This window comes from Ruegeria sp. BHSB172 (assembly GCF_059613165.1).
The window spans coordinates 36892-55575 of record NZ_JBXWRZ010000005.1 but is presented as its reverse complement, the minus strand read 5'-3'; the positions used below and the strand labels follow the sequence as shown (position 1 = coordinate 55575).

General features: G+C 64.6%; 22 protein-coding genes. 13 read left to right on the top strand and 9 right to left on the bottom strand.

Translation table 11 applies throughout. The annotated features are described in order from the left end of the window. The first annotated feature begins 4 nt into the window (after positions 1-4). Positions 5-565: a F0F1 ATP synthase subunit B gene (locus AC2FM3_RS04355; RefSeq protein WP_496679339.1), complete on the top strand. Its 561-nt coding sequence runs from the start codon at positions 5-7 to the stop codon at positions 563-565. A gap of 169 nt (positions 566-734) precedes the next feature. Then, positions 735-1595, top strand: coding sequence for a glycosyltransferase family 2 protein (locus AC2FM3_RS04350; protein ID WP_496679338.1), 861 nt, complete (start codon positions 735-737; stop codon positions 1593-1595). Positions 1596-1605: 10 nt separating this feature from the next. Here AC2FM3_RS04350 and AC2FM3_RS04345 read toward each other — a convergent pair whose 3' ends face one another. After that, the gene (locus AC2FM3_RS04345; RefSeq protein WP_496679335.1) at positions 1606-2376 is read right to left on the bottom strand and encodes an FCD domain-containing protein; all 771 of its coding nucleotides are present in this window, start codon (positions 2374-2376) and stop codon (positions 1606-1608) included. Between the two features lie 159 nt (positions 2377-2535). On the opposite strand from AC2FM3_RS04345, the gene AC2FM3_RS04340 reads away from it, so the two are divergent. The 4 genes from AC2FM3_RS04340 (at position 2536) to AC2FM3_RS04325 (ending at position 8185) form a co-directional block, all read left to right on the top strand. Then, a complete protein-coding gene (locus AC2FM3_RS04340; protein WP_496679333.1) occupies positions 2536-3729 on the top strand; it encodes an aminotransferase-like domain-containing protein in 1194 nt (397 codons plus the stop codon). A gap of 44 nt (positions 3730-3773) precedes the next feature. After that, positions 3774-4178 carry a hypothetical protein gene (locus AC2FM3_RS04335; RefSeq protein ID WP_496679332.1) on the top strand — a complete coding sequence of 135 codons (405 nt, stop codon included), beginning with the start codon at positions 3774-3776 and terminating at the stop codon, positions 4176-4178. 137 nt (positions 4179-4315) lie between these two features. After that, positions 4316-7771 carry a chromosome segregation SMC family protein gene (locus tag AC2FM3_RS04330; RefSeq protein WP_496679330.1) on the top strand — a complete coding sequence of 1152 codons (3456 nt, stop codon included), beginning with the start codon at positions 4316-4318 and terminating at the stop codon, positions 7769-7771. A gap of 54 nt (positions 7772-7825) precedes the next feature. After that, positions 7826-8185 carry a hypothetical protein gene (locus AC2FM3_RS04325; RefSeq protein WP_496679328.1) on the top strand — a complete coding sequence of 120 codons (360 nt, stop codon included), beginning with the start codon at positions 7826-7828 and terminating at the stop codon, positions 8183-8185. Between the two features lie 73 nt (positions 8186-8258). On the opposite strand, the gene AC2FM3_RS04320 is transcribed toward AC2FM3_RS04325, so the two are convergent. The 4 genes from AC2FM3_RS04320 to AC2FM3_RS04305 all read right to left on the bottom strand — a co-directional run bounded on the left by AC2FM3_RS04320 (position 8259) and on the right by AC2FM3_RS04305 (position 12323). Then, a complete protein-coding gene (locus AC2FM3_RS04320; protein ID WP_496679326.1) occupies positions 8259-8792 on the bottom strand; it encodes an extensin-like domain-containing protein in 534 nt (177 codons plus the stop codon). Positions 8793-9262: 470 nt separating this feature from the next. Then, a complete protein-coding gene (locus AC2FM3_RS04315; protein WP_496679325.1) occupies positions 9263-10426 on the bottom strand; it encodes a lytic murein transglycosylase in 1164 nt (387 codons plus the stop codon). A gap of 14 nt (positions 10427-10440) precedes the next feature. Next, entirely contained in the window at positions 10441-11361 is a 921-nt protein-coding gene (cbiB, locus tag AC2FM3_RS04310; RefSeq protein ID WP_496679324.1) for an adenosylcobinamide-phosphate synthase CbiB, read from the bottom strand. After that, the gene (locus tag AC2FM3_RS04305) at positions 11358-12323 is read right to left on the bottom strand and encodes a threonine-phosphate decarboxylase (protein ID WP_496679322.1); all 966 of its coding nucleotides are present in this window, start codon (positions 12321-12323) and stop codon (positions 11358-11360) included. The genes cbiB and AC2FM3_RS04305 overlap by 4 nt, the downstream gene beginning before the upstream one ends. Before the next feature lie 181 nt (positions 12324-12504). On the opposite strand from AC2FM3_RS04305, the gene AC2FM3_RS04300 reads away from it, so the two are divergent. Next, complete coding sequence (locus tag AC2FM3_RS04300; RefSeq protein ID WP_490359939.1) at positions 12505-12867, top strand: response regulator; 363 nt, start codon at positions 12505-12507, stop codon at positions 12865-12867. On the opposite strand, the gene AC2FM3_RS04295 is transcribed toward AC2FM3_RS04300, so the two are convergent. Continuing rightward, positions 12849-13838 carry a glutathione S-transferase family protein gene (locus AC2FM3_RS04295; RefSeq protein WP_496679321.1) on the bottom strand — a complete coding sequence of 330 codons (990 nt, stop codon included), beginning with the start codon at positions 13836-13838 and terminating at the stop codon, positions 12849-12851. The genes AC2FM3_RS04300 and AC2FM3_RS04295 overlap by 19 nt on opposite strands. Before the next feature lie 181 nt (positions 13839-14019). On the opposite strand from AC2FM3_RS04295, the gene AC2FM3_RS04290 reads away from it, so the two are divergent. Continuing rightward, a complete protein-coding gene (locus AC2FM3_RS04290; protein WP_496679319.1) occupies positions 14020-14373 on the top strand; it encodes a hypothetical protein in 354 nt (117 codons plus the stop codon). 11 nt (positions 14374-14384) lie between these two features. On the opposite strand, the gene AC2FM3_RS04285 is transcribed toward AC2FM3_RS04290, so the two are convergent. After that, entirely contained in the window at positions 14385-15557 is a 1173-nt protein-coding gene (locus AC2FM3_RS04285) for a MalY/PatB family protein (protein ID WP_496679317.1), read from the bottom strand. Positions 15558-15651: 94 nt separating this feature from the next. Between AC2FM3_RS04285 and def (AC2FM3_RS04280) the strand changes: the two genes are divergently transcribed. Genes def (AC2FM3_RS04280) through AC2FM3_RS04260 form a run of 5 tightly spaced genes read left to right on the top strand, consistent with a single transcriptional unit; the run spans position 15652 to position 18062 of the window. After that, entirely contained in the window at positions 15652-16170 is a 519-nt protein-coding gene (gene def / locus AC2FM3_RS04280) for a peptide deformylase (protein WP_005981311.1), read from the top strand. Further along, a complete protein-coding gene (gene def, locus AC2FM3_RS04275) occupies positions 16167-16661 on the top strand; it encodes a peptide deformylase (RefSeq protein ID WP_496679312.1) in 495 nt (164 codons plus the stop codon). The genes def (AC2FM3_RS04280) and def (AC2FM3_RS04275) overlap by 4 nt, the downstream gene beginning before the upstream one ends. Positions 16662-16667: 6 nt before the next feature. Continuing rightward, a complete protein-coding gene (gene fmt, locus AC2FM3_RS04270) occupies positions 16668-17588 on the top strand; it encodes a methionyl-tRNA formyltransferase (protein WP_496679310.1) in 921 nt (306 codons plus the stop codon). Next, entirely contained in the window at positions 17588-17824 is a 237-nt protein-coding gene (locus AC2FM3_RS04265) for a hypothetical protein (protein WP_005981317.1), read from the top strand. The genes fmt and AC2FM3_RS04265 overlap by 1 nt, the downstream gene beginning before the upstream one ends. Position 17825: 1 nt before the next feature. Then, on the top strand, positions 17826-18062 hold the full coding sequence (locus tag AC2FM3_RS04260) for a GlsB/YeaQ/YmgE family stress response membrane protein (protein WP_149776373.1): 237 nt from the start codon (positions 17826-17828) through the stop codon (positions 18060-18062). Between the two features lie 9 nt (positions 18063-18071). Here the strand turns inward: AC2FM3_RS04260 and AC2FM3_RS04255 are convergent, their stop codons facing one another. Both AC2FM3_RS04255 and AC2FM3_RS04250 read right to left on the bottom strand, forming a co-directional pair. After that, the gene (locus AC2FM3_RS04255) at positions 18072-18488 is read right to left on the bottom strand and encodes a hypothetical protein (protein WP_496679306.1); all 417 of its coding nucleotides are present in this window, start codon (positions 18486-18488) and stop codon (positions 18072-18074) included. Beyond that, on the bottom strand, positions 18460-18663 hold the full coding sequence (locus AC2FM3_RS04250) for a hypothetical protein (RefSeq protein WP_496679304.1): 204 nt from the start codon (positions 18661-18663) through the stop codon (positions 18460-18462). The genes AC2FM3_RS04255 and AC2FM3_RS04250 overlap by 29 nt, the downstream gene beginning before the upstream one ends. Between the last annotated feature and the right edge of the window lie 21 nt (positions 18664-18684).

Here is an 18684-nt window from a genome sequence, read left to right as displayed (position 1 = left end):
TGACATGCGGAACATCCTTGCCCTTGTCCTGACTGCGGGCGCCGCCAGCCCGGCCTTTGCCGCAAGCGGCCCGTTCTTCTCGCTGGGCAACACCGACTTCGTGGTGTTGCTGGGCTTCATCGTCTTCATCGCGGTGCTGTTCTATTTCAAGGTGCCCGGCATGATCGGCGGGGCGCTGGACAATCGCGCCCAGGGCATCCAGGCCGAACTGGACGAAGCCCGCGCCTTGCACGAAGAAGCGCGCGGCCTGCTGGCCTCGTACGAGCGCAAGCAGCGCGAGGTGCAGGCCCAGGCTGATGCCATCGTGGCCGCGGCCAAGGAAGACGCGGTTCTGGCGGCCGAGCAGGCCAAGGCCGACCTTGAGAAGTCGATTGCCCGTCGCCTTGCGGCTGCTCAGGATCAGATCGCCTCGGCTGAGGCCGCAGCGGTCAAAGAGGTTCGCGATCAGGCCGTCGCAGCGGCTGTCGTCGCCGCACAGTCGGTACTGGCCAAGCAGATGACCGCGGCCCAGGCCAACAAACTGATCGATGAGGCCATCTCGACCGTGGCGCAGAAACTGCATTGATCCGGCGCAGAGGCGGTCTCGGCTCCTGGTGGCGAACGCGTCTCAGACTTCCTCGACGGTTGTAGGAGTTTCGGCGGGGGCAGAATTTGCCCTCGCCGTTTTATCGGATACTGTAGGTTCATCATATTAACACGTTTCAAGGCTTGCCCGATTGAGCCACGAGTAACACATGACACGACTGCCCCGGATCAGCGTTGTGATCCCGAACCTCAATTGCGCCGAGTTTCTCGAACGCACGATTCGGTCTGTCATCGATCAGAATTATCCAGACCTCGAACTGATCCTTTCGGATGGCGGCAGTACGGATGGGTCCCTCGAAATCGTCGAGAGGTACCGCAATTTCTTCTCTACGGTTCTGTCCGAACCGGATGACGGACAAGCCCACGCAATAAATCGGGGCTTTGCGGTGTCGACCGGAGATGTGATGGGATGGATCAACTCGGACGATGTCCTGTTGCCCGGAAGTCTGTCACTTGTGGGCTCGATATTTGCGTTCAATTCCTCGGTAGAATGGTTGACCGGTCGGGTGACCTGTATCGACGAGGCCGATCAGGTTTTGAGCATCCACCGCCCGCGACTTGTGACCCATACGCGGTTTCTTGCGGCCGACTATCAATGGATTCAGCAGGAATCGACTTTCTGGCGCCGCAGCCTGTGGGAAGTCGCAGGCGGTAGGTTGAACGAGTCGCTCCGCCTTGCCGTGGACGGAGAACTGTGGCTGAGGTTTTCGAAGCATACAACGATGTTGTCCGTTCATGAGCAAATTGGCGCGTTCAGGTTCCGCAACGGACAACGGTCGGAAGATATCGAAGCCTACCATGCCGAAATGCTCGAGGTGATCGGTGCCGAGCGCGCTTCGGTCGTGCCGCAGGATGATCTGGTCCGCCGTATCCTCGACGAACCACTCAAGTTGCGGACCCGCAAAGAGGCCGAAGCGACCTTTCCCGATCTGCGTAAATGCGACCCCAAGCCTTTTGCGCGACCCCAGCTGTGGAAGCACAGACTGATGCGAAAGTTGCATCGGATCTGACAACTGGCGCTTAACGCCCGGCGGTTTCGTGTTCCAGGCGCTGGCGCGCGATACGTTCGTTGCGCTGCGCTTTCTGCTGGTCCTGCATGCAGCGTTGGACGAAGCTCAGGTGCTGTTCCACCGCCTGCCGGGCGGCCTCGGGGTCGCGGGCCTGAAGGGCTGTGTTGATTGCCCTGTGCTGGTTCAGGATTGCGTCGCGCGTGGTGCGCTGGTGGAACATGATCTGGCGGTTGTAGAACACGCCCTGCCGCAACAGATCGAACATCGACCGCATCATGTGCAGCATCACCACGTTGTGGCTGGCTTCGATGATCGCCATGTGGAACTGCGCGTCCAGATGGGCCTCGTCATCGGCCGCGTTGCGGGCATGGGCGGCCTCCATCTTGTCGAAAATCGCTTGGATCACCTTCAGGTCGCTGTCCGAGCCCAGACGCGCGGCGCGTTCGGCCGCCAAACCTTCCATGTCGCGCCGGAAGGAAAGGTAATCGAACACGGCCTCGTCATGGCTGCTGAACAGACGGATCAGCGCCGGAGAAAAGGCCGAGCCCAGAACCTCGGCCACATAGATGCCCGACCCGGCCTTGGCAGACAGCAGGCCCTGATCCTGCAGTTGCGAGATCGCCTCGCGCAGCGACGGGCGCGATACGCCCAGTCGGTCGGCCAGTTCGCGCTCGGGCGGCAGGCGTTCACCGGGGCGCAGGATCCCGCGCAGGATCAGCAGCTCGATCTGTTTGACGACGGCCAGGGACAGTTTCTCGGTCTGGACTTTCTGAAAGGGCATCGGAACATCGCTGGAAATTGGTCAAATCATATGACCACACAAGCCCGGCCCGCGCAAGAACGGGCCGCGATCACATTGCCTGAAACAATAGGTCAGTATTATTGACTTTAAGCGCGGAGGTCATAGCGTCGGTCCGACCCAGCGGAGGAGGCTCGGCCCATGCATCAGCTATTTGCCACGCGCGCCGCGCGAATGAAGGCGTCTGAAATCCGAGAGCTGCTGAAACTGCTGGATCAACCCGGCATCATTTCCTTTGCCGGCGGTATCCCCGACCCGGCGCTGTTTCCGGCCGAGGCCTTTGCCCAGGCATTCCAACAGGCGTTTGGGGCTGGCAGCGGCGCGCAGGCGCTGCAGTATTCCGTGTCCGAAGGGTACCTGCCGTTGCGGGAATGGATCGCCGACCACATGCGTCAGATCTGCATCGACTGCGGCCCCGATGATGTTCTGATCACCTCGGGCTCGCAACAGGCGCTGGACTATCTGGGCAAGCTGTTCCTGTCGCCCGGCGACACGGCGCTGATCGGATGGCCGACATATCTGGGAGCCTTGGCGGCCTTTAACGCCTATGAGCCTCGCTTTGACCGGTTGCGCGCAGGCGGCAACGCGGGCGCGGCGCAATATCGGGCCGCGGCGGGGCCGGGGGCGGTCAAATACGCCTATCTGTCGCCCGACTTTGCCAACCCGACCGGCGAGACCGTCGATCGGCTGGGGCGTGAGGCCCTTTTGGATTTGGCCGAGGAGTTGAACTGCGCCCTAATCGAGGACGGTGCCTATCAGGCCCTGCGCTATGACGGGCAGGCGATTCCACCGATCCTTGCGCTGGAACTGGAGCGGAAGGGCGATCTGCAAGCGTGCCGAACCATCTATTGCGGCAGTTTTTCCAAGACTCTGTCGCCCGGGTTGCGAGTTGGCTGGGTCGTGGCGGCGCGGCCCGTCATCTCGCAGCTTGTGTTGATGAAACAGGCCGCCGACCTGCATTCGGCCACCATCAACCAGATGGCCGTGCACCAAGTTGCCCAAACCTGTTTCGACAGCCACATCCCGAAAGTGCGCGCAACCTACCGCGCGCGCCGCGACGCGATGCTAGCGGCGTTGGAACGGCACATGCCCGAAGGCGTGCAATGGACCCGGCCCGAGGGTGGCATGTTCATCTGGCTGACCCTGCCGCCCGGCTCGGATGGCGCACAGCTACTGGCCCGCGCGCTTGAGACGGTCAAGGTCGCCTTTGTGCCCGGACAGGCCTTTCACCCAGATGGCAGCGGCGCCAATACGATCCGGCTGAGTTTCTCCAACTCGGACGAGGCCAGGATTGCCGAGGGCATTGCCCGGTTGGGCACGGTCCTGCGCGGGTAAGTTCGGGAAAGCTTTCGTTAACCATTTTGCCGCAAAGCTGCGGCATGATCCGGTTCCTCGCCTTGCTGTTGCTGGCCGGCTGCTCGGCCGGCACGCCCCATTTCCGTGACCTGCCCGCAACCCGCGTGGCCATAAACGGCAGTGTGTTCGACGTGCGCCGGCGCGGTGACCTCGCAGAGGCGGTCCGCATCAACAGCCAATATGCCCCGCGGCTGGGGCCGGTCCGAGATCGGGCCGCCTTGGCCATGGCGCAGGTCTCGGGCTGTCCGGTCGCCGATGTGCTGGGCGACGCGGCGGTGACCGTGGGAATCCTGGCCTGCGACCGCAGGGCGTCGGACCGGCTGCTGATGGCTGCGGTCACGCCGACCAACTATGAATGCATCGACTTTGGAACCTATGAAAGCGGATCGGACACCGGATACCAGGTGTTCGAGTGTTCGCCTTATTAAATCCGCGCGATTCCGCCCAAATCAGCAAGATATTGTGGATAACTTGGCCCAATATCCCATATCCTGCGCAACTTCGTTGACTCGCGGCCATTCCCTTGTCCAGACTTTGAAGGAACGGGAATCATGGAAACCGGCCTTTGCGCTTTACCAAACTCAAACTCACCGGCTTCAAAAGCTTTGTCGATCCGACCGATCTGATCATCGCCGACGGGTTGACCGGTGTTGTGGGGCCCAACGGCTGCGGCAAGTCCAACCTGCTCGAGGCGCTGCGTTGGGTGATGGGCGAGAACCGCCCCAAATCGATGCGCGGCGGTGCTATGGAGGACGTGATCTTTGCCGGTGCCGCCACCCGTCCGGCGCGCAACTTCGCCGAGGTCGTCCTGACCATGGACAACTCGGAACGTCTGGCTCCGGCCGGGTTCAACGACAGCGATCAGATCGAAATCGTGCGCCGCATCACCCGCGACGTGGGCAGCGCCTACAAGGCCAACGGCAAAGACGTGCGCGCCCGCGACGTGCAGATGCTGTTCGCCGATGCTTCGACCGGCGCGCATTCGCCCGCGCTGGTGGGGCAGAACCGGATCGCCGAGCTGATCAACGCCAAACCCCGCGCTCGCCGCCGCATTCTGGAAGAAGCCGCCGGTATCTCGGGCCTATACCAGCGCCGGCATGAGGCCGAACTGAAGCTCAAAGGCACCGAGGCCAACCTGACCCGCGTCGATGACGTTCTGGAACAGTTGGGCACGCAGCTGGCGCAGCTGGCGCGCCAGGCCCGTCAGGCCGCGCGGTATCGCGAGATCGGCGAGCAATTGCGCCAAGCCGAAGGCATGTTGCTGTATCGCCGTTGGAAAGAGGCCGACATGGCCCGCCAGCAGGCCGAAGAGCGTCTGCGTGACCGCATCACCGAAGCCGCGCGCGCCGAGGCCGAGGCCCGCGCCGCCAGCGCGAAACGCGCCGAGATCGAAGAAACCCTGCCGCCTCTGCGCGAGGAGGAGGCCATCGCCGCCGCCGTCCTGCAGCGCCAGCAGGTGCAGCGCGATCAGCTGTCCGATCAGGAAACCCGCGCGCGCCAGACCATCGAAACCCTGACTGCCCGCATCCAGCAACTGGGCCGCGACATCGAGCGGGAAACCGGTTTGAACCGCGACGCAGGCGAGATGATCGAACGGCTGGAATGGGAGGCCCGCGAACTGGCCAAGGCCGCCGAGGGCCATGACGACAAGCTGGCCGAAGCCGCCGAAATTGCCCGAGAGGCCGCCGCGGTTCTGCAGGAGCGCGAGGATCTGCTGGCGCAGGAGACCGAGGACACCGCTCGTCTGGTCGCGCGTCACCAATCGGCGCAGCGCCTGGTCGAGGACAGCCGCAAGACGCTGGCACGCTCAGAGGCCGAAGAGGAAAAGGCCCGCGCGGCCGTTGCCGAGGCCCGCGCCGCGCTGACCCGCGCCGACGAAGCGTTCGAGGCCGCGCAAGCCGCCGAGGAAGAGGCGCGCGAGGCCGCCGAAGCCGCCGAAGAAGCGCTGGCCGCCGCCGACGAACTGCGCGGCGAGACCCAGGCGCGCGAGGCCGAGGCCCGCGCCCAACGGTCTGAGGCCGAGGGCGAGCTGGGGGCGATCCGGGCCGAGACCACTGCGCTGGCCAAGCTGGTCGAGCGCGACACCGCCGAGGGCGGACAGGTGCTGGACTTGCTTCGGGTCGAGCCGGGCTTTGAAAAGGCGCTGGGGGCCGCGCTGGCGGATGACCTCCGCGCCCCGCTGGTCGAAGGCGATGGGCCGTCGGGTTGGGTGCAGGTGCCGGGCTATGACGCCGATCAGCCTTTGCCGGACGGGGCCGAGCCGCTGGCGCTGCACGTATCGGGGCCGGACCGTCTCAGCCGTCGCATCGCACAGATCGGCCTGATCGACGCGGATCAGGGCGCGCGGCTGCAACCTTTGTTGAAACCCGGCCAGCGGCTGGTGTCGCGCTCGGGCGATCTATGGCGCTGGGACGGGTTCCGCGCCTGGGCCGAGGATGCCCCCAGCGCCGCGGCGCTGCGGCTGGAGCAGCTCAACAAGCTCGAGGTGCTGAAACAGCAGCTGGCGCAGGTCGAAGCGCAGGCCGACGGCGCCCGCGCCGCGCACGAGGCCCTGTCGCGGCAACTGGCCGAGGTGACCGAGGCAGACCGTCGCGCCCGCGAGGCCCGCCGCGCCGCCGATCAGCGCATGGCCGAAGCCGCCCGCGCGCTCAGCCGGGCCGAGGCCGACCGCAACTTGGCGCAGGGCAAGCTGGAGAACCTGACGCTTGCGGTCGATCGCCACAAGCAGGATGCGATGGCGGCCCGTGCCCAACTGCGCGAGGCCGAGGCCGCGCTGGCCGAACTGGGCGATCTGGACACCGCCCGCGCCCGGGTCGAGGACATCAAGCAGACGGTCGAGGCCGCGCGGATCACCATGCTGACGCACCGCTCGACCCATGACGAGCTGCGTCGCGAAGGCGAGGCCCGCACCCGCCGCGCGCAGGAGGTGGCCAAGGACCTGAGCGGCTGGAAACACCGCTTGGAAACCGCCGAGAAGCGCATCGCCGAGCTGGCCGAGCGCAAAGCCAGCTCGGAAGAAGAGCTGACCGAGGCGATGGCCGCGCCCGCCGAGATCGCCGAGGCGCGCGAAGAGCTGAACGAGATGATCGAGGCCGCCGAGGCCCGCCGCGCCGAGGCCACCGACAAGCTGGTCCATGCCGAAACCCTGCAACGCGAAGCCGTGCTGGCTGAGCGCGAAGCCGAGCGCAAGGCCTCGGAGGCGCGCGAAGCCCGCGCCGCGGCCGAGGCGCGGTCCGAGGCGGCCAAGGAAAGTGTCGCCGCCGCCGCCGAGCGCATCGCCGAGGATCAGCAACTGACACCGAACCAGCTGTTGAACCAGCTGGACGTGAACCCTGACGACATGCCCGCCGCCGATGCCCTGGAAGCAGAGGTGAACCGCCACAAGCGCCAGCGCGACGCGATGGGTGCGGTGAACCTGCGCGCCGAGGAGGATGCCAAGGAGGTTCAGGAGGAGTTCGACACGCTCAACAGCGAGAAATCCGATCTTGAAGAAGCGATCAAGGCGCTGCGCAGCGGTATCGCCAGCCTCAACCGTGAGGGCCGCGAGCGCCTGCTGACCGCATTCGAGCAGGTCAACGCGAACTTCGCCATGCTGTTCAAGCATCTGTTCGGTGGCGGCGAGGCCAACCTAGTGATGGTCGAGAGCGACGACCCGCTGGATGCGGGGCTCGAGATCATGTGCCAACCGCCCGGCAAGAAGCTGTCGACGCTCAGCCTGCTGTCGGGCGGGGAACAGACCCTGACCGCCACCGCACTGATCTTCGGGGTGTTTCTGGCCAACCCGGCGCCGATCTGCGTGCTGGACGAGGTCGACGCGCCGCTGGACGATGCCAACGTGACCCGGTTCTGCGATCTGCTGGACGAGATGTGCCGCCAGACCGACACGCGGTTCCTGATCATCACCCACCACGCGGTGACCATGGCTCGGATGGACCGTCTGTTCGGCGTGACCATGCAGGAACAGGGCGTCAGCCAACTGGTCTCGGTCGATCTGAAGAAGGCCGAGCAGATGGTCGCCTGACCGCTCACCGCAACGTTATTCCGCGATCGTGCCGGGCCGGGCTAGGCTGGCCGCATGAAACATCTGTTGCTGATCGGCGCGGCTTGCGCCGCCTCGCCTCTCTGGGCTGCCGAATGGGCCACCCGCCCCGGCGACGTCCCCTTGAGCCCCGCTGAACTGGATGCGTTGGCAGGCCGCACGCTGACCTTCCATGACGACGGTCAGTCGAAATACTCGGCCGGTGGGTCTTATTCCTATACCTATTCAGCGGCCAATGGCGGCGGAACGGCCTTCGGGACCTACAGCATCGCCGCTGATGGCAGCATCTGTGTGCAGTATCGAAATGGGTTCGACCGCTGCGATCTGTATGTGCGCAACAAAGACCGGCTGATTCTGATCACCGAAAAAGGCGAACGATTCCCGGTGCGGCCTTGATGTCATGGCGTTCAGATCCATCGGGCTCGGCCCCGATGCGTGGAGCCTGGCAGTGCATGGCTTTGGCCGGATGCTAGCGGCACAGCGCCCCCTTGCGGCGCTGAGCCGTGTCGAAGTGGAAGTGATCACGGTGGTACTTGTCCGCCGCCGGGCCGAGCACGGTACCGAACAGCCCGCAGGCTTCACGATGTAGGCGGCGTAGAATGGGGCCGAATTCCAGTGTATTCCACCCATCCCGCACGGACACGATCGTGCCATCCCTGAGTTGAAACGCCGAAATGTCTACGGCCCGACCGCGCGCATGTTCGGACAAAGGCGCATAGCGGTGGTTGTTCTGCGTCCGGCAGGAATAGTGTCCGACAAGCCGGACCTCGTCCAATCCGCCGCCCAGATCTGCAAAGGCCGGTTTGGCCATGGTCTCGATCCATGTATTGAGGGTGATTGCCGTTCGGCAATCCATCAACGCCTTCTGGCTCAGTCGGATGTCCGACATGCTGTGGACCTGAACCGGGCGGCCGATGCCGCAGCCCCGGTACGTTCCGGCGAAGCGTCTGCGAGGTTCGCCAACGATGGTCCAGTCATCGCACAAGGCGCCACGTTCGCGCATGCGCTGGCGGCCCTCTCCGATCTTGGAAAACTTGCACGGTCGTAAGGCAGGGCGGGGCGAGACTGCGACGGGCGTGCGGACAATGTCAGAGGGTACAACGACTGCTGCAGGCTGCGCGGTGTCGCCGGGATCAGGCGGCGCGGGAATGTCAAATCCTTGCAAGTTGGGTACCGGACCCTCGGCGCAGTTGGGGGCGGCGAATGCCGGCCCGACACCAAGACACAGCAGAACACTCAGAACACGGATCACACCAACCTCCAGACAGCCGGGCAGGGTGCTTGCCCGATTTCAGCCGGGCCGCACCGAGTGCGGATCGCCGCGTCCGCCCCTGCGATCCGGTCCGGGAAACTTTTCACCTCTGGAAGTTAAGCGGATGCCGCGCCGTCGGATCAACCGTTTTCTGCCGTCGGTCATCGGGCCGCCGGTTCGAGCGGTTGGCTTCGCACTGGCCTTTCCTGTGCCGCGCCCGCTCAGAGCTGGTTCAGCAGATCCACCGTTGGCCAAGCATCTGCGGGCAGGCCCAGCCGGGCCTGCTCGGCCTGAACTGCGGCCCGCGTACCGGCGCCAAGAATACCGTCGATCTTGCCCACGTCGTGCCCGCGCGCCTGCAGCTTGGCCTGCAGCTGCTTCATCTGAGCGCCGGTCAGGCCCGGTTCGGGGTTGCCCGCAGCATAGACTTGTGCGCCCTCGAGACGCGTTCCGAAATAGGCCGCGGTCAGGACATAGACAAAGCTCTGGTTCCACTCGAAATAGACATCGAAATTTGGATAGGCCAGAAAGGCCGGCCCCTTGCGCCCCTGCGGCAGGATCAGCGAGGCCGGCAGGTTGGCCAGCGACCCGCTACGCGCCTGCACACCCATCGCCTGCCAGTCTGACACCGGGCGCGGTTTGCCCGGCCCGCTCAGCGACCAGTCCATTTGCGCAGGCACGGTGACCTCCTGCAGCCAGGGCTGACCCGGCTGCCAACCCAGATGCGACAACATCTTGCCCCCGGACATCAGTGCATCGGGGGCCGACGTTTTCAACCGCACATGCCCGTCGCCATCACCGTCCACGCCGTTTTCCAGAATGTCACGGGGCAGCATCTGCACCATGCCGATCTCGCCCGCCCAGGCGCCGGTGGTGCGGTTCGGGTCGAAATCGCCGTTCCGGAACAGCTCGATCGCGGCGAAGATCTGCGGCCGGAACAGCTCGGGGCGGCGGCAATCATGGGCCAGCGTCACCAAAGCATTGCGGGTGTTGAAATCGCCCTGGAAGGCGCCGTAATCCGTCTCGAACGCCCAGAAGGCCAGCAGGACCCCGCGCGACACACCGTATTCGGCCTCGATCCGGTCGAACACGGCGTCGTATTTCTGCGCCATCGCCTGGCCGCGCCTGATCCGGTCCTGCGAGATCAGGCGGCGCGAGAATTCGATGAACGGTTTCTGGAACACGCCCTGTGCCCGGTCGGCCTTCAGCACCTTGGGGTCCTGTTGCACACCGTTGAAGAACGCATCGACCGTGGCCGTATCGAACCCCTGCTGCACCGCTTCGGCCTTCAGCCCGCGAACGAAGGCGCTGAAGCCGCCGCCGCATTGTGCAAGGGCCGGGGCAGCGAACAGGCAAGCGGCCACAAGGCCCGAGACAATGCGCATGACGAAAACCATCCTCAGAAAACTGTGTTCAGAACAACCCACACCGTCAGCCCCGCCAACGCAAGCCCCCAAACCTGCCAAAGCATTCTGCACGCGCGGAAAACCTCCGTTGCGCCGATCGAGCGCCGGGCTTCGCCGTTGACCCAGGCCAGATCGCGCATCTGCCCGCCATAGCTGCGCGGCCCGGCCAGTGCCACGTCCAGCGCGCGGGCCATTGCGGCCTCTGGCCAGCCGGCATTGGGCGAGATGTGGCGCCGCGCGTCCGCCAAGATGGCCCGCCATTGGCGCCACTGCCCCGACAGGGCCACGATCATCAGGCAAGTCAGCCGCGCCGGGATCAGGTTCAGCAGATCGTCCAGCCGGGCGGCGGCCCAGCCGAAGTCTCGGTACGTGTCGTTGCGGTACCCGATCATGCTGTCGGCGGTGTTCACCGCCTTGTAGACCAGCAACCCCGGCAGGCCGCCCAGCAAGAACCAGAAGGCGGGGGCGATCACCCCATCACTCAGGTTCTCGGCGGCGCTTTCGATGGCCGAGCGCGCCACCTGTGCCTCGGTCATCTGCGAGGTGTCGCGCGACACGATCATCGCAACCGTGGCGCGGCCCTCGGGCAGGGACTGCCGCAGTGCGACGCCCACGGCGCGGACATGCGCCACCAGAGAGTTCTGCGCCAACAGGATCGCACAGACCACGACCTCGACCACCCAGCCAAGCCATGTCAGCGCCGCACCGACCACCCAGCCGCTCAAGAGCAGCAGAAGGGCGACGAACACGCCCTTGGCCCGTCGATGCGTGCCGTGGTTCAGATGGCGGTCCAGCCAGCCGATGGCGTTGCCCATCAGCACCGCCGGGTGCCGCAGGCGCGACCACAGCCAGTCGGGCTCGCCCAATGCGGCGTCCAGCAGCATCGCCAGGGCCAGCGTCAGCGCGGCGCTCACAGCGCCGCCTCGAGCCGCAACCAGCCATGCTCGGGGGGCAGGCCCAGCCGCAGGAACCGGTCGGAATAGGGGAAGATGCGGCTCCAGATATGGGCCTGTGCCAGCCGGTCCTGCCAGGCGGCGGCATCGTCCACGTCATACAGGCGGAACAGGGTGGTGCCGCCGACCAAATGCGCGCCCTTGCCAGTCATCAGCGTATCTAGTCGATCCGCATCACGGACCAGCCGGGCGCGTGTGGCCTCGGCCCAGGCTGTGTCATTCAAGGCCTGCGCGCCGATGCGCAGGGCCGGGCCGGACACCGCCCAGGGGCCGATCAGATCGTTCAGACGCGCGATCAGGTTGGGGTCCCCGATGGCAAAGCCCAGTCGCAGGCCCGCAAGACCCCAGAACTTGCCAAAGCTTTTCAGAACGATCACGCCGGAGCGTTCCGACAGGCGGATCAGAGATGCCTCGGGCGTCACGTCGCAAAAGCTTTCGTCGATCACGGTCAGTGGCGCGTCGGCATCCTCGGCCTGCCAAATCCGGCCGTCGGGATTGTTGGGATGCACGATCACCCGTGCCGGCGCCGGACCGTCAGGCTGCACCCTCCAGCCCTGCGCGGCAAAGGCGGCAGCATGTTCGTTGTAGGTAGGCGTGGTGATCTGGACCGCACCAACGGGGGCCAGTGCCGGGATCCGCGCGATCAGGGCCGAGGCGCCCGGCGCGGGCAGGATTGCCGCGCCCTCCGGCACGCCCCAGAAGCGACGGGCCGCATCGCTGAGCCGGGCAAAGGCCCCGTGATCCGGCAGGGCGGTCCAGTCTTCAGGCATGAGGTCCGCCATAGGATAAGGATGCGGGTTGATCCCGGTCGACAGGTCGATCCATTCCGCTCGCGCACCGCCATGGCTGGCGATGGTTTGGTCCAGGCCGCCGCCATGGTCGCGCTGGTTGCGCGGGTTCAAATCCTGGATGCTGTCCGTCATGCGTTTTCTTGCCTGTTCGCGCGATTTACCCAGGTTCAAGCGGATTCACGCCGAATTTACAAGGGAATCCGCCCGTTCTGGAAATGTGGAAGTGGCCGTTAACACTTTGTTAACGAAATCGCGGGATCAGGGGCGTAGGGGATGGCACTTCGGACTGTATCAAGTGCCAAGGTTGTTGCAAATGAAAGTTTTGATTGTTGAGAGTAACCCTGACCTCGGTCGGGTGTGGCAGCGGCACCTGGAACGCCAGGGTGCCGAGGTAACGCTGGTTGACAGCCAGGAGACCGCGATCCTGGCGCTGTATGCGACGCCGTTCGAAGTCATCATTCTGGATTTGGTGCTGGAGTCCGGCAGCGCGCTGGCCGTGGCGGATTTTGCCAACTATCGCCGGCCGGACGCGCGGGTGATCTTTGTCACCAATACCACCTTCTTCTCGGACGGGTCTATCTTTGCGCACAGTTCGAACGCCTGTGCCTATGTCCAGAGCAACACGCCGCCCGAGGATCTGGCGGCCATGGTCGAACACTACGCAGCGGGGCGCTGATCGCGTCCGTGCGGCTGCCAATAGTCCAGAACCGGGTTGATCGGGATGATCCGGTGCGGATTGATGCTGTCGTGGCTGTAGTGATAGTGCCGCACGATGTGATGCAGGTTCACTGTGCCTTCCACCCCCGGCCACTGATACAGCTCGCGCGTGTAGGCCCACAGGTTGGGATAGTCGATCAGCCGTCTGCGGTTGCATTTGAAATGCAGGTGATAGACCGGGTCAAACCGGATCAGGGTCGTGAACAGGCGCCAGTCGGCCTCGGTCAGGCGATCCCCCATCAGATAACGGTTCGTGGACAGCCGGTCCTCCAGCCAGTCCAGCGTGTCGAACAGGGGGTGCACGGCCGTGTCATAGGCCTCTTGCGTGGTTGCAAAGCCCGACTTGTAGACACCGTTGTTCACGTTTGAATAGACCCGCGCGTTGACCTCTTCGATCGCGTCGCGCATTTCGGCGGGCCAGTAGTCGTCGGTGTTGCCGGTGATTTCGTCGAAGGCCGCATTGAACATGCGGATGATCTCGGAGCTTTCGTTCGACACGATGGTCTGTTGCGCCTTGTCCCAAAGGATCGGTACCGTCACCCGGCCCGAATACTGCGGATCGGCGCGGGTGTAGACCTGATAGGCATAGTCCAGGCCATAGAGCGTGTCTCCGGTGGCGCCGTGGTCGTCCGTCTGGAAGGTCCAGCCGTGCTCCAGCATGTCGGGATGAACGACCGATACTGTGATCAGGTCCTGCAGCCCCTTAAGCTGACGAAAGATCAGCGTGCGATGCGCCCAGGGGCAGGCCAGACTGACATAAAGGTGATACCGGTCGGCTTCGGCCTTGAACCCGCCCTTGCCCGACGGGCCGGGGCGGCCGTCGGCTGTGATCCAGTTGCGGAACTGGGCGGCCGAGCGTTTGAAGGCCCCACCGGTGGATTTTGTGTCATACCATTTGTCGTGCCACACGCCGTCGATCAAAAGGCCCATCCCGGCTCCTCCACTTTGCGTCTGGCCACAATGATAAGACGCATAGTCCTTCGTTCCTATGAGGTTCAGCGCGCAAGGTCCCTGCGCGGATGCACAACGCCGCCCGCGCTCATGCGACCAAGTTCACTGGATTTTTAAGAAAATGAGGTCAGAATGGAATCGGCAACCGGGGGAGTTTTTCATGAGTACCTATGTTTCCAAGGAAATCAGCGCGGAATTGGACGCCGCCCGAATCGCCGCCCTGAAGAAGGCCAGCCGTTTGCGGGTGGAAGTGGGCGACAAAACCTACAGAGTCCTCAGATTGTGGAAGGACGGGTTCACGGTCGAATCTGATACCACGCCGCGCCTGCGCGGGCTGGTCGACATCTATGACGGAGCGCGGCATCTGTATCAGTGCCTGATCATTGCGGCAGATACTGAAGGCCCGGAAATGCGGTATGAGTTCAAACGCAGCACGGCCCATGTCGACACTGCGCCACTGGACTATGCGCGTGACCCCGACGCCCCGATTGCCCTGCTCGGGCCGGCGGAGTAGGCCTGCCAAGTCTACTGCAAATCGCTGAAGGCCGCCTTCAACCGCGTGCAGGCCTCTTCGACCCGCGTGCGTTGGGTGGCCAGGTTGAAGCGTTCGAACGTCTCGCCCCCAGTGCCAAAACCTGGCCCGGGTGAGGTGGCGATCCGTGCGTCCTGCCGCAGACGCCGCACGAATTCGGCATGGTTCATTCCGGTGCCCGAGAAATCGACCCAGGCCAAGTAGGTCGCCTGCAGGGGCATCGACCACAGGCCGGGGATCTCGGAAATCGTCTCATCGAACAGCGCACGGTTGCCGTTCAGATGGTCGATCTGGGCATCCACCCATTCGGCGCCTTCCGGCGTGTAGGCCGCGGTGATCATGGCCACGCCAAGTGCGCTGGGGTCATAGTCCAAAGTGTTCAGCCGGTGGCGCATCTGCGCCCTCAGCGTGTCGTCTGGAATGATCATGTTGCCGGTGCGCTGGCCTGCGATGTTGAAGGTCTTGGACGCCGCTGTCAGCGTCACCGTCCAGGGCCGCGCATCCGGCGCGGCCACGTCCATCGGCACGAATTTGTGGCCCGGATAGACCAGATCGTGATGGATCTCGTCCGAGATCAGGATCAGCCCGTTGCGTTCGGCAAAGGCCGCCACCGCACGCAGCTCGTCCACTGTCCAAACCCGCCCGGACGGGTTCTGCGGCGAACACCAGATCAACATCCGTTCGGACCCGTCCAGCCGCGACTGTGCGTCGTCCAGGTCGATCTCATAGGTATCGCCGGCCCGCACCAGCGGGCATTCCACCACCCGGCGGCCGGTCTTGTTCACCTTGTGCGCAAACTCGTGGTAGACCGGCGTGAAGATCACCACTCCGTCCCCCGGTTCGCTCCACACATCGAGGCTCAGCGCGATGGCGTTGCCCAGACCCTGTGTTGTCAGAACCCAATCGGTCTCGATCGCCCAGTCGTGGCGGTTCTGCATCCACCACTGCACCGCCTGCAGATAGGCCGGGTGCTGCCAGGAATAGCCGAACACCCCGTGATCGGCCGCCCGGCGCACCGCGTCGATCACGCAGGGCGCGGTGGCATAGTCGGAATCGGCGGTCCACATGGCCAGCCCGTCCTCGGGCGAGACGCCGAACAGCTGCTCCATCTTGTCCCATTTCGAGCTGAAGGTGCCCCGGCGGTCGATCAGGTCGTTGAAAGTCATGTCTGCTCCATTTGTTGGCTTGAAAGCTATCGGGAAATTCGCCCGGTGCAAGGGGGGCGTTGCGGCCGCGCCCGCGATGACCTAAATCAGCCCCATGAAACGCAACATCCTGATCCATCCCGATCCCCGCCTGAAAAAGGTCTGTGCGCCCGTGGACGACCTGTCGGACGAGCTGCGCGCGCTGGCCGACGACATGCTGGAAACCATGTATGACGCGCCGGGCATTGGGCTGGCCGCGCCCCAGATCGGCGTGCTGGAACGGTTGATCGTGCTGGATTGCGTCAAGGAGGAAGGCGCCACCCCCCGCCCGCTGGTGATGTTCAACCCCGAGATCATCTCGGCCTCGGATGAGACCAGTGTCTACGAGGAAGGCTGCCTGTCGATCCCCGATCAGTTCGCCGAGGTTACCCGCCCGGCCGAGGTCGAGGTCGCCTGGATGGACCAGAACGGCAAGGCGCAGCGCGAAACCTTCGACGGGCTCTGGGCCACCTGCGTGCAGCACGAGATCGACCACCTGAACGGCAAGCTGTTCATCGACTATCTCAAGCCGCTGAAACGGCAGATGATCACGCGCAAGATGGTCAAGCTCAAGCGTGAGCTGGCCCGCGCATGACCGTCCGTCCCTGCCTGCCGTGGCCCGACAAGCGCCTGCGCACCAAGGCCGAGCCGGTAACCGAGATCACCGATGAGATCCGCGCCATCTGGGACGACATGATCGACACGATGGAGGCAATGCCCGGCGTCGGCCTAGCGGCGCCCCAGATCGGCGTGATGCTGCGGCTGGCGGTCGTGGATGGCTCGACCGAGCGTGGCCGCGCGGTGCGCCTGGCCAACCCCGAAATTCTGCACAGCTCGATCGAGCTGCGCGAGCATGACGAGGCCAGCCCGAACTTGCCGGGCGTGTCGGCCAAGATCAAACGTCCGCGTGCGGTGACGGTCCGATTCCTCAATGAAAAAGGCGAGATCGACCAGCGCGATTTCGTCGGCATCGAAGCCACCAGCGTGCAGCACCAGATCGACCATCTGAACGGTCGGATGTATTTCGACCGTCTCAGCAAGGTCAAACGCGACATGCTGCTGCGCAAGGCGAAAAAAGCGGGGTAGGGCGGCATGCGCGTCATCTTCATGGGAACGCCCGAGTTTTCGGTGCCGGTGCTGGATGCGTTGGTGCAGGCCGGGCATGAGATCGCCGCCGTCTATTGCCAGCCCCCGCGCCCGGCCGGTCGCGGCAAGAAGGACCGGCCCACGCCGGTGCATGCCCGCGCCGAGGCGCTGGGCCTGCCGGTGCGCCATCCCACCTCGCTGAAATCGCCCGAGGAACAGGCAGCCTTTGCCACGCTGAAGGCCGATGTGGCGGTGGTCGTGGCCTATGGGCTGATCCTGCCGCAGCCGATTCTGGACGCGCCCCGGCATGGCTGCCTGAACATCCACGCCAGCCTGCTGCCGCGCTGGCGCGGGGCCGCGCCGATCCACCGGGCGATCATGGCGGGCGATGCCGAGACCGGCATCTGCATCATGCAGATGGAGGCCGGTCTGGACACCGGCCCCGTTCTGCTGCGTCAGGCCACCCCGATCGGAGCCGAGGAAACCACCGCCCAGCTGCATGACCGCCTGTCGGCGATGGGCGCCGATCTGATCGTGCAGGCACTGAACCGCCTGCCCGAGCTAACCCCCGAACCGCAGCCCGAGGTCGGCGTGACCTATGCCGCAAAAATCGACAAGTCCGAGGCCCGCGTGGACTGGTCGCGCCCCGCTGTCGAGGTCGATCGCCGGATCCGTGGCCTGTCGCCCTTTCCCGGCGCCTGGACCGAGATCGAGGGCGAGCGCGTCAAGCTGCTCGCCTCGCGCCTGTCGGACGGGCAGGGCGTGCCGGGCGAGGTACTGGACGACGAGCTGCGCGTGGCCTGCGGCACCGACGCGGTCGAGTTGCTGCGCTTGCAACGGGCGGGCAGGGCGGCGCAGGATAGGGAAACCTTCCTGCGGGGCTGGTCGATCCCGGCCGGAACCCGCCTCAGCTCGGAGACGTCCTGATGTTCATGGTGATGATGGGCACCGTAGTGATTGCCGGCATCGTCGGCTATCTGTCCGAGGTGACGGGCTTTACCCACAACGGTTATCTGCAATCCATCATCATCTGCGTGGGCGGGGCGTTCCTGTTCTACTTTATCCGCATCATGTTCGGCATCAGCTTTGGGCCGCCGGGGCTGGATGCGGTGATCTCGTCGGTGGGGGCCTTGATCATCGTGCCCACGCATTGGAGGAAATGAGATGCCCGTCCTTGCCCTGATCGTCATCGGAGCCGCAGCCGGATTTCTGGCCACCCGCCTGATGCGGATCGAGGCGGACATCCCCACCACCCTGCTGATCGGTATCGCCGGGGCCGTGGTGGGCGGGCTGATCATGCGTGCCTTGCTGACGGTCATGGGTTGGATGCCCGGATTCGTCGGCGCGGTGCTGGGCGCGCTGCTGCTGATCTGGATCTGGAAGACCTATTTCCGGCGCTGACCCGAGGCCCTAGCGCGCGTCATAGATGTCCGCGGATCCAAGGCGCTGAACGGGCTGGGTTGTCATGTCGAACCGGTTCGCTTCGCCCGCAGTCATCCAGTGCATGTCCTCGGCCGAAGCCGCATCCAGAGTGAACCAGTAGAAATCCCCGTCCACGTCGATATCGCGGAAATAGTCCAGATACCTGTCATGCTCGGGGTGATCTTCCGGCAGCTCTGCGGCTATGAACCCACCGCCCGCCCAGCTATGGACCCCGACACAGGCGCCCGGTTGCAGGGTCCGTCGATTGCCCGCCAGAAACAGATCGGTTCCGCCCGATGCCACCAGACCGTTTGACGGAACGACGGTATCGAACCCTTCGGCCCGTACGACGCGGCCGAAGATCACGTTGGCGTCGTCATCCACCGACCCTTCGATGTTCTGCAACACCAGCGTCCTGCAACCCCGGATTATGGGCGATGACCTCCTCGAAGGCGCTGAGCGAGGTGTGGTCGATCGTTCCCGTCACAATGATCTTGTCCCCGCGCGCAACGAAACTCAGCGGCGTGTAGTCCTCGGCGCATCCAGCCAGCAGGGGCAGGCAGATCAGCAACCGTGTCATCGGATGAATCCTTGCGCCTTT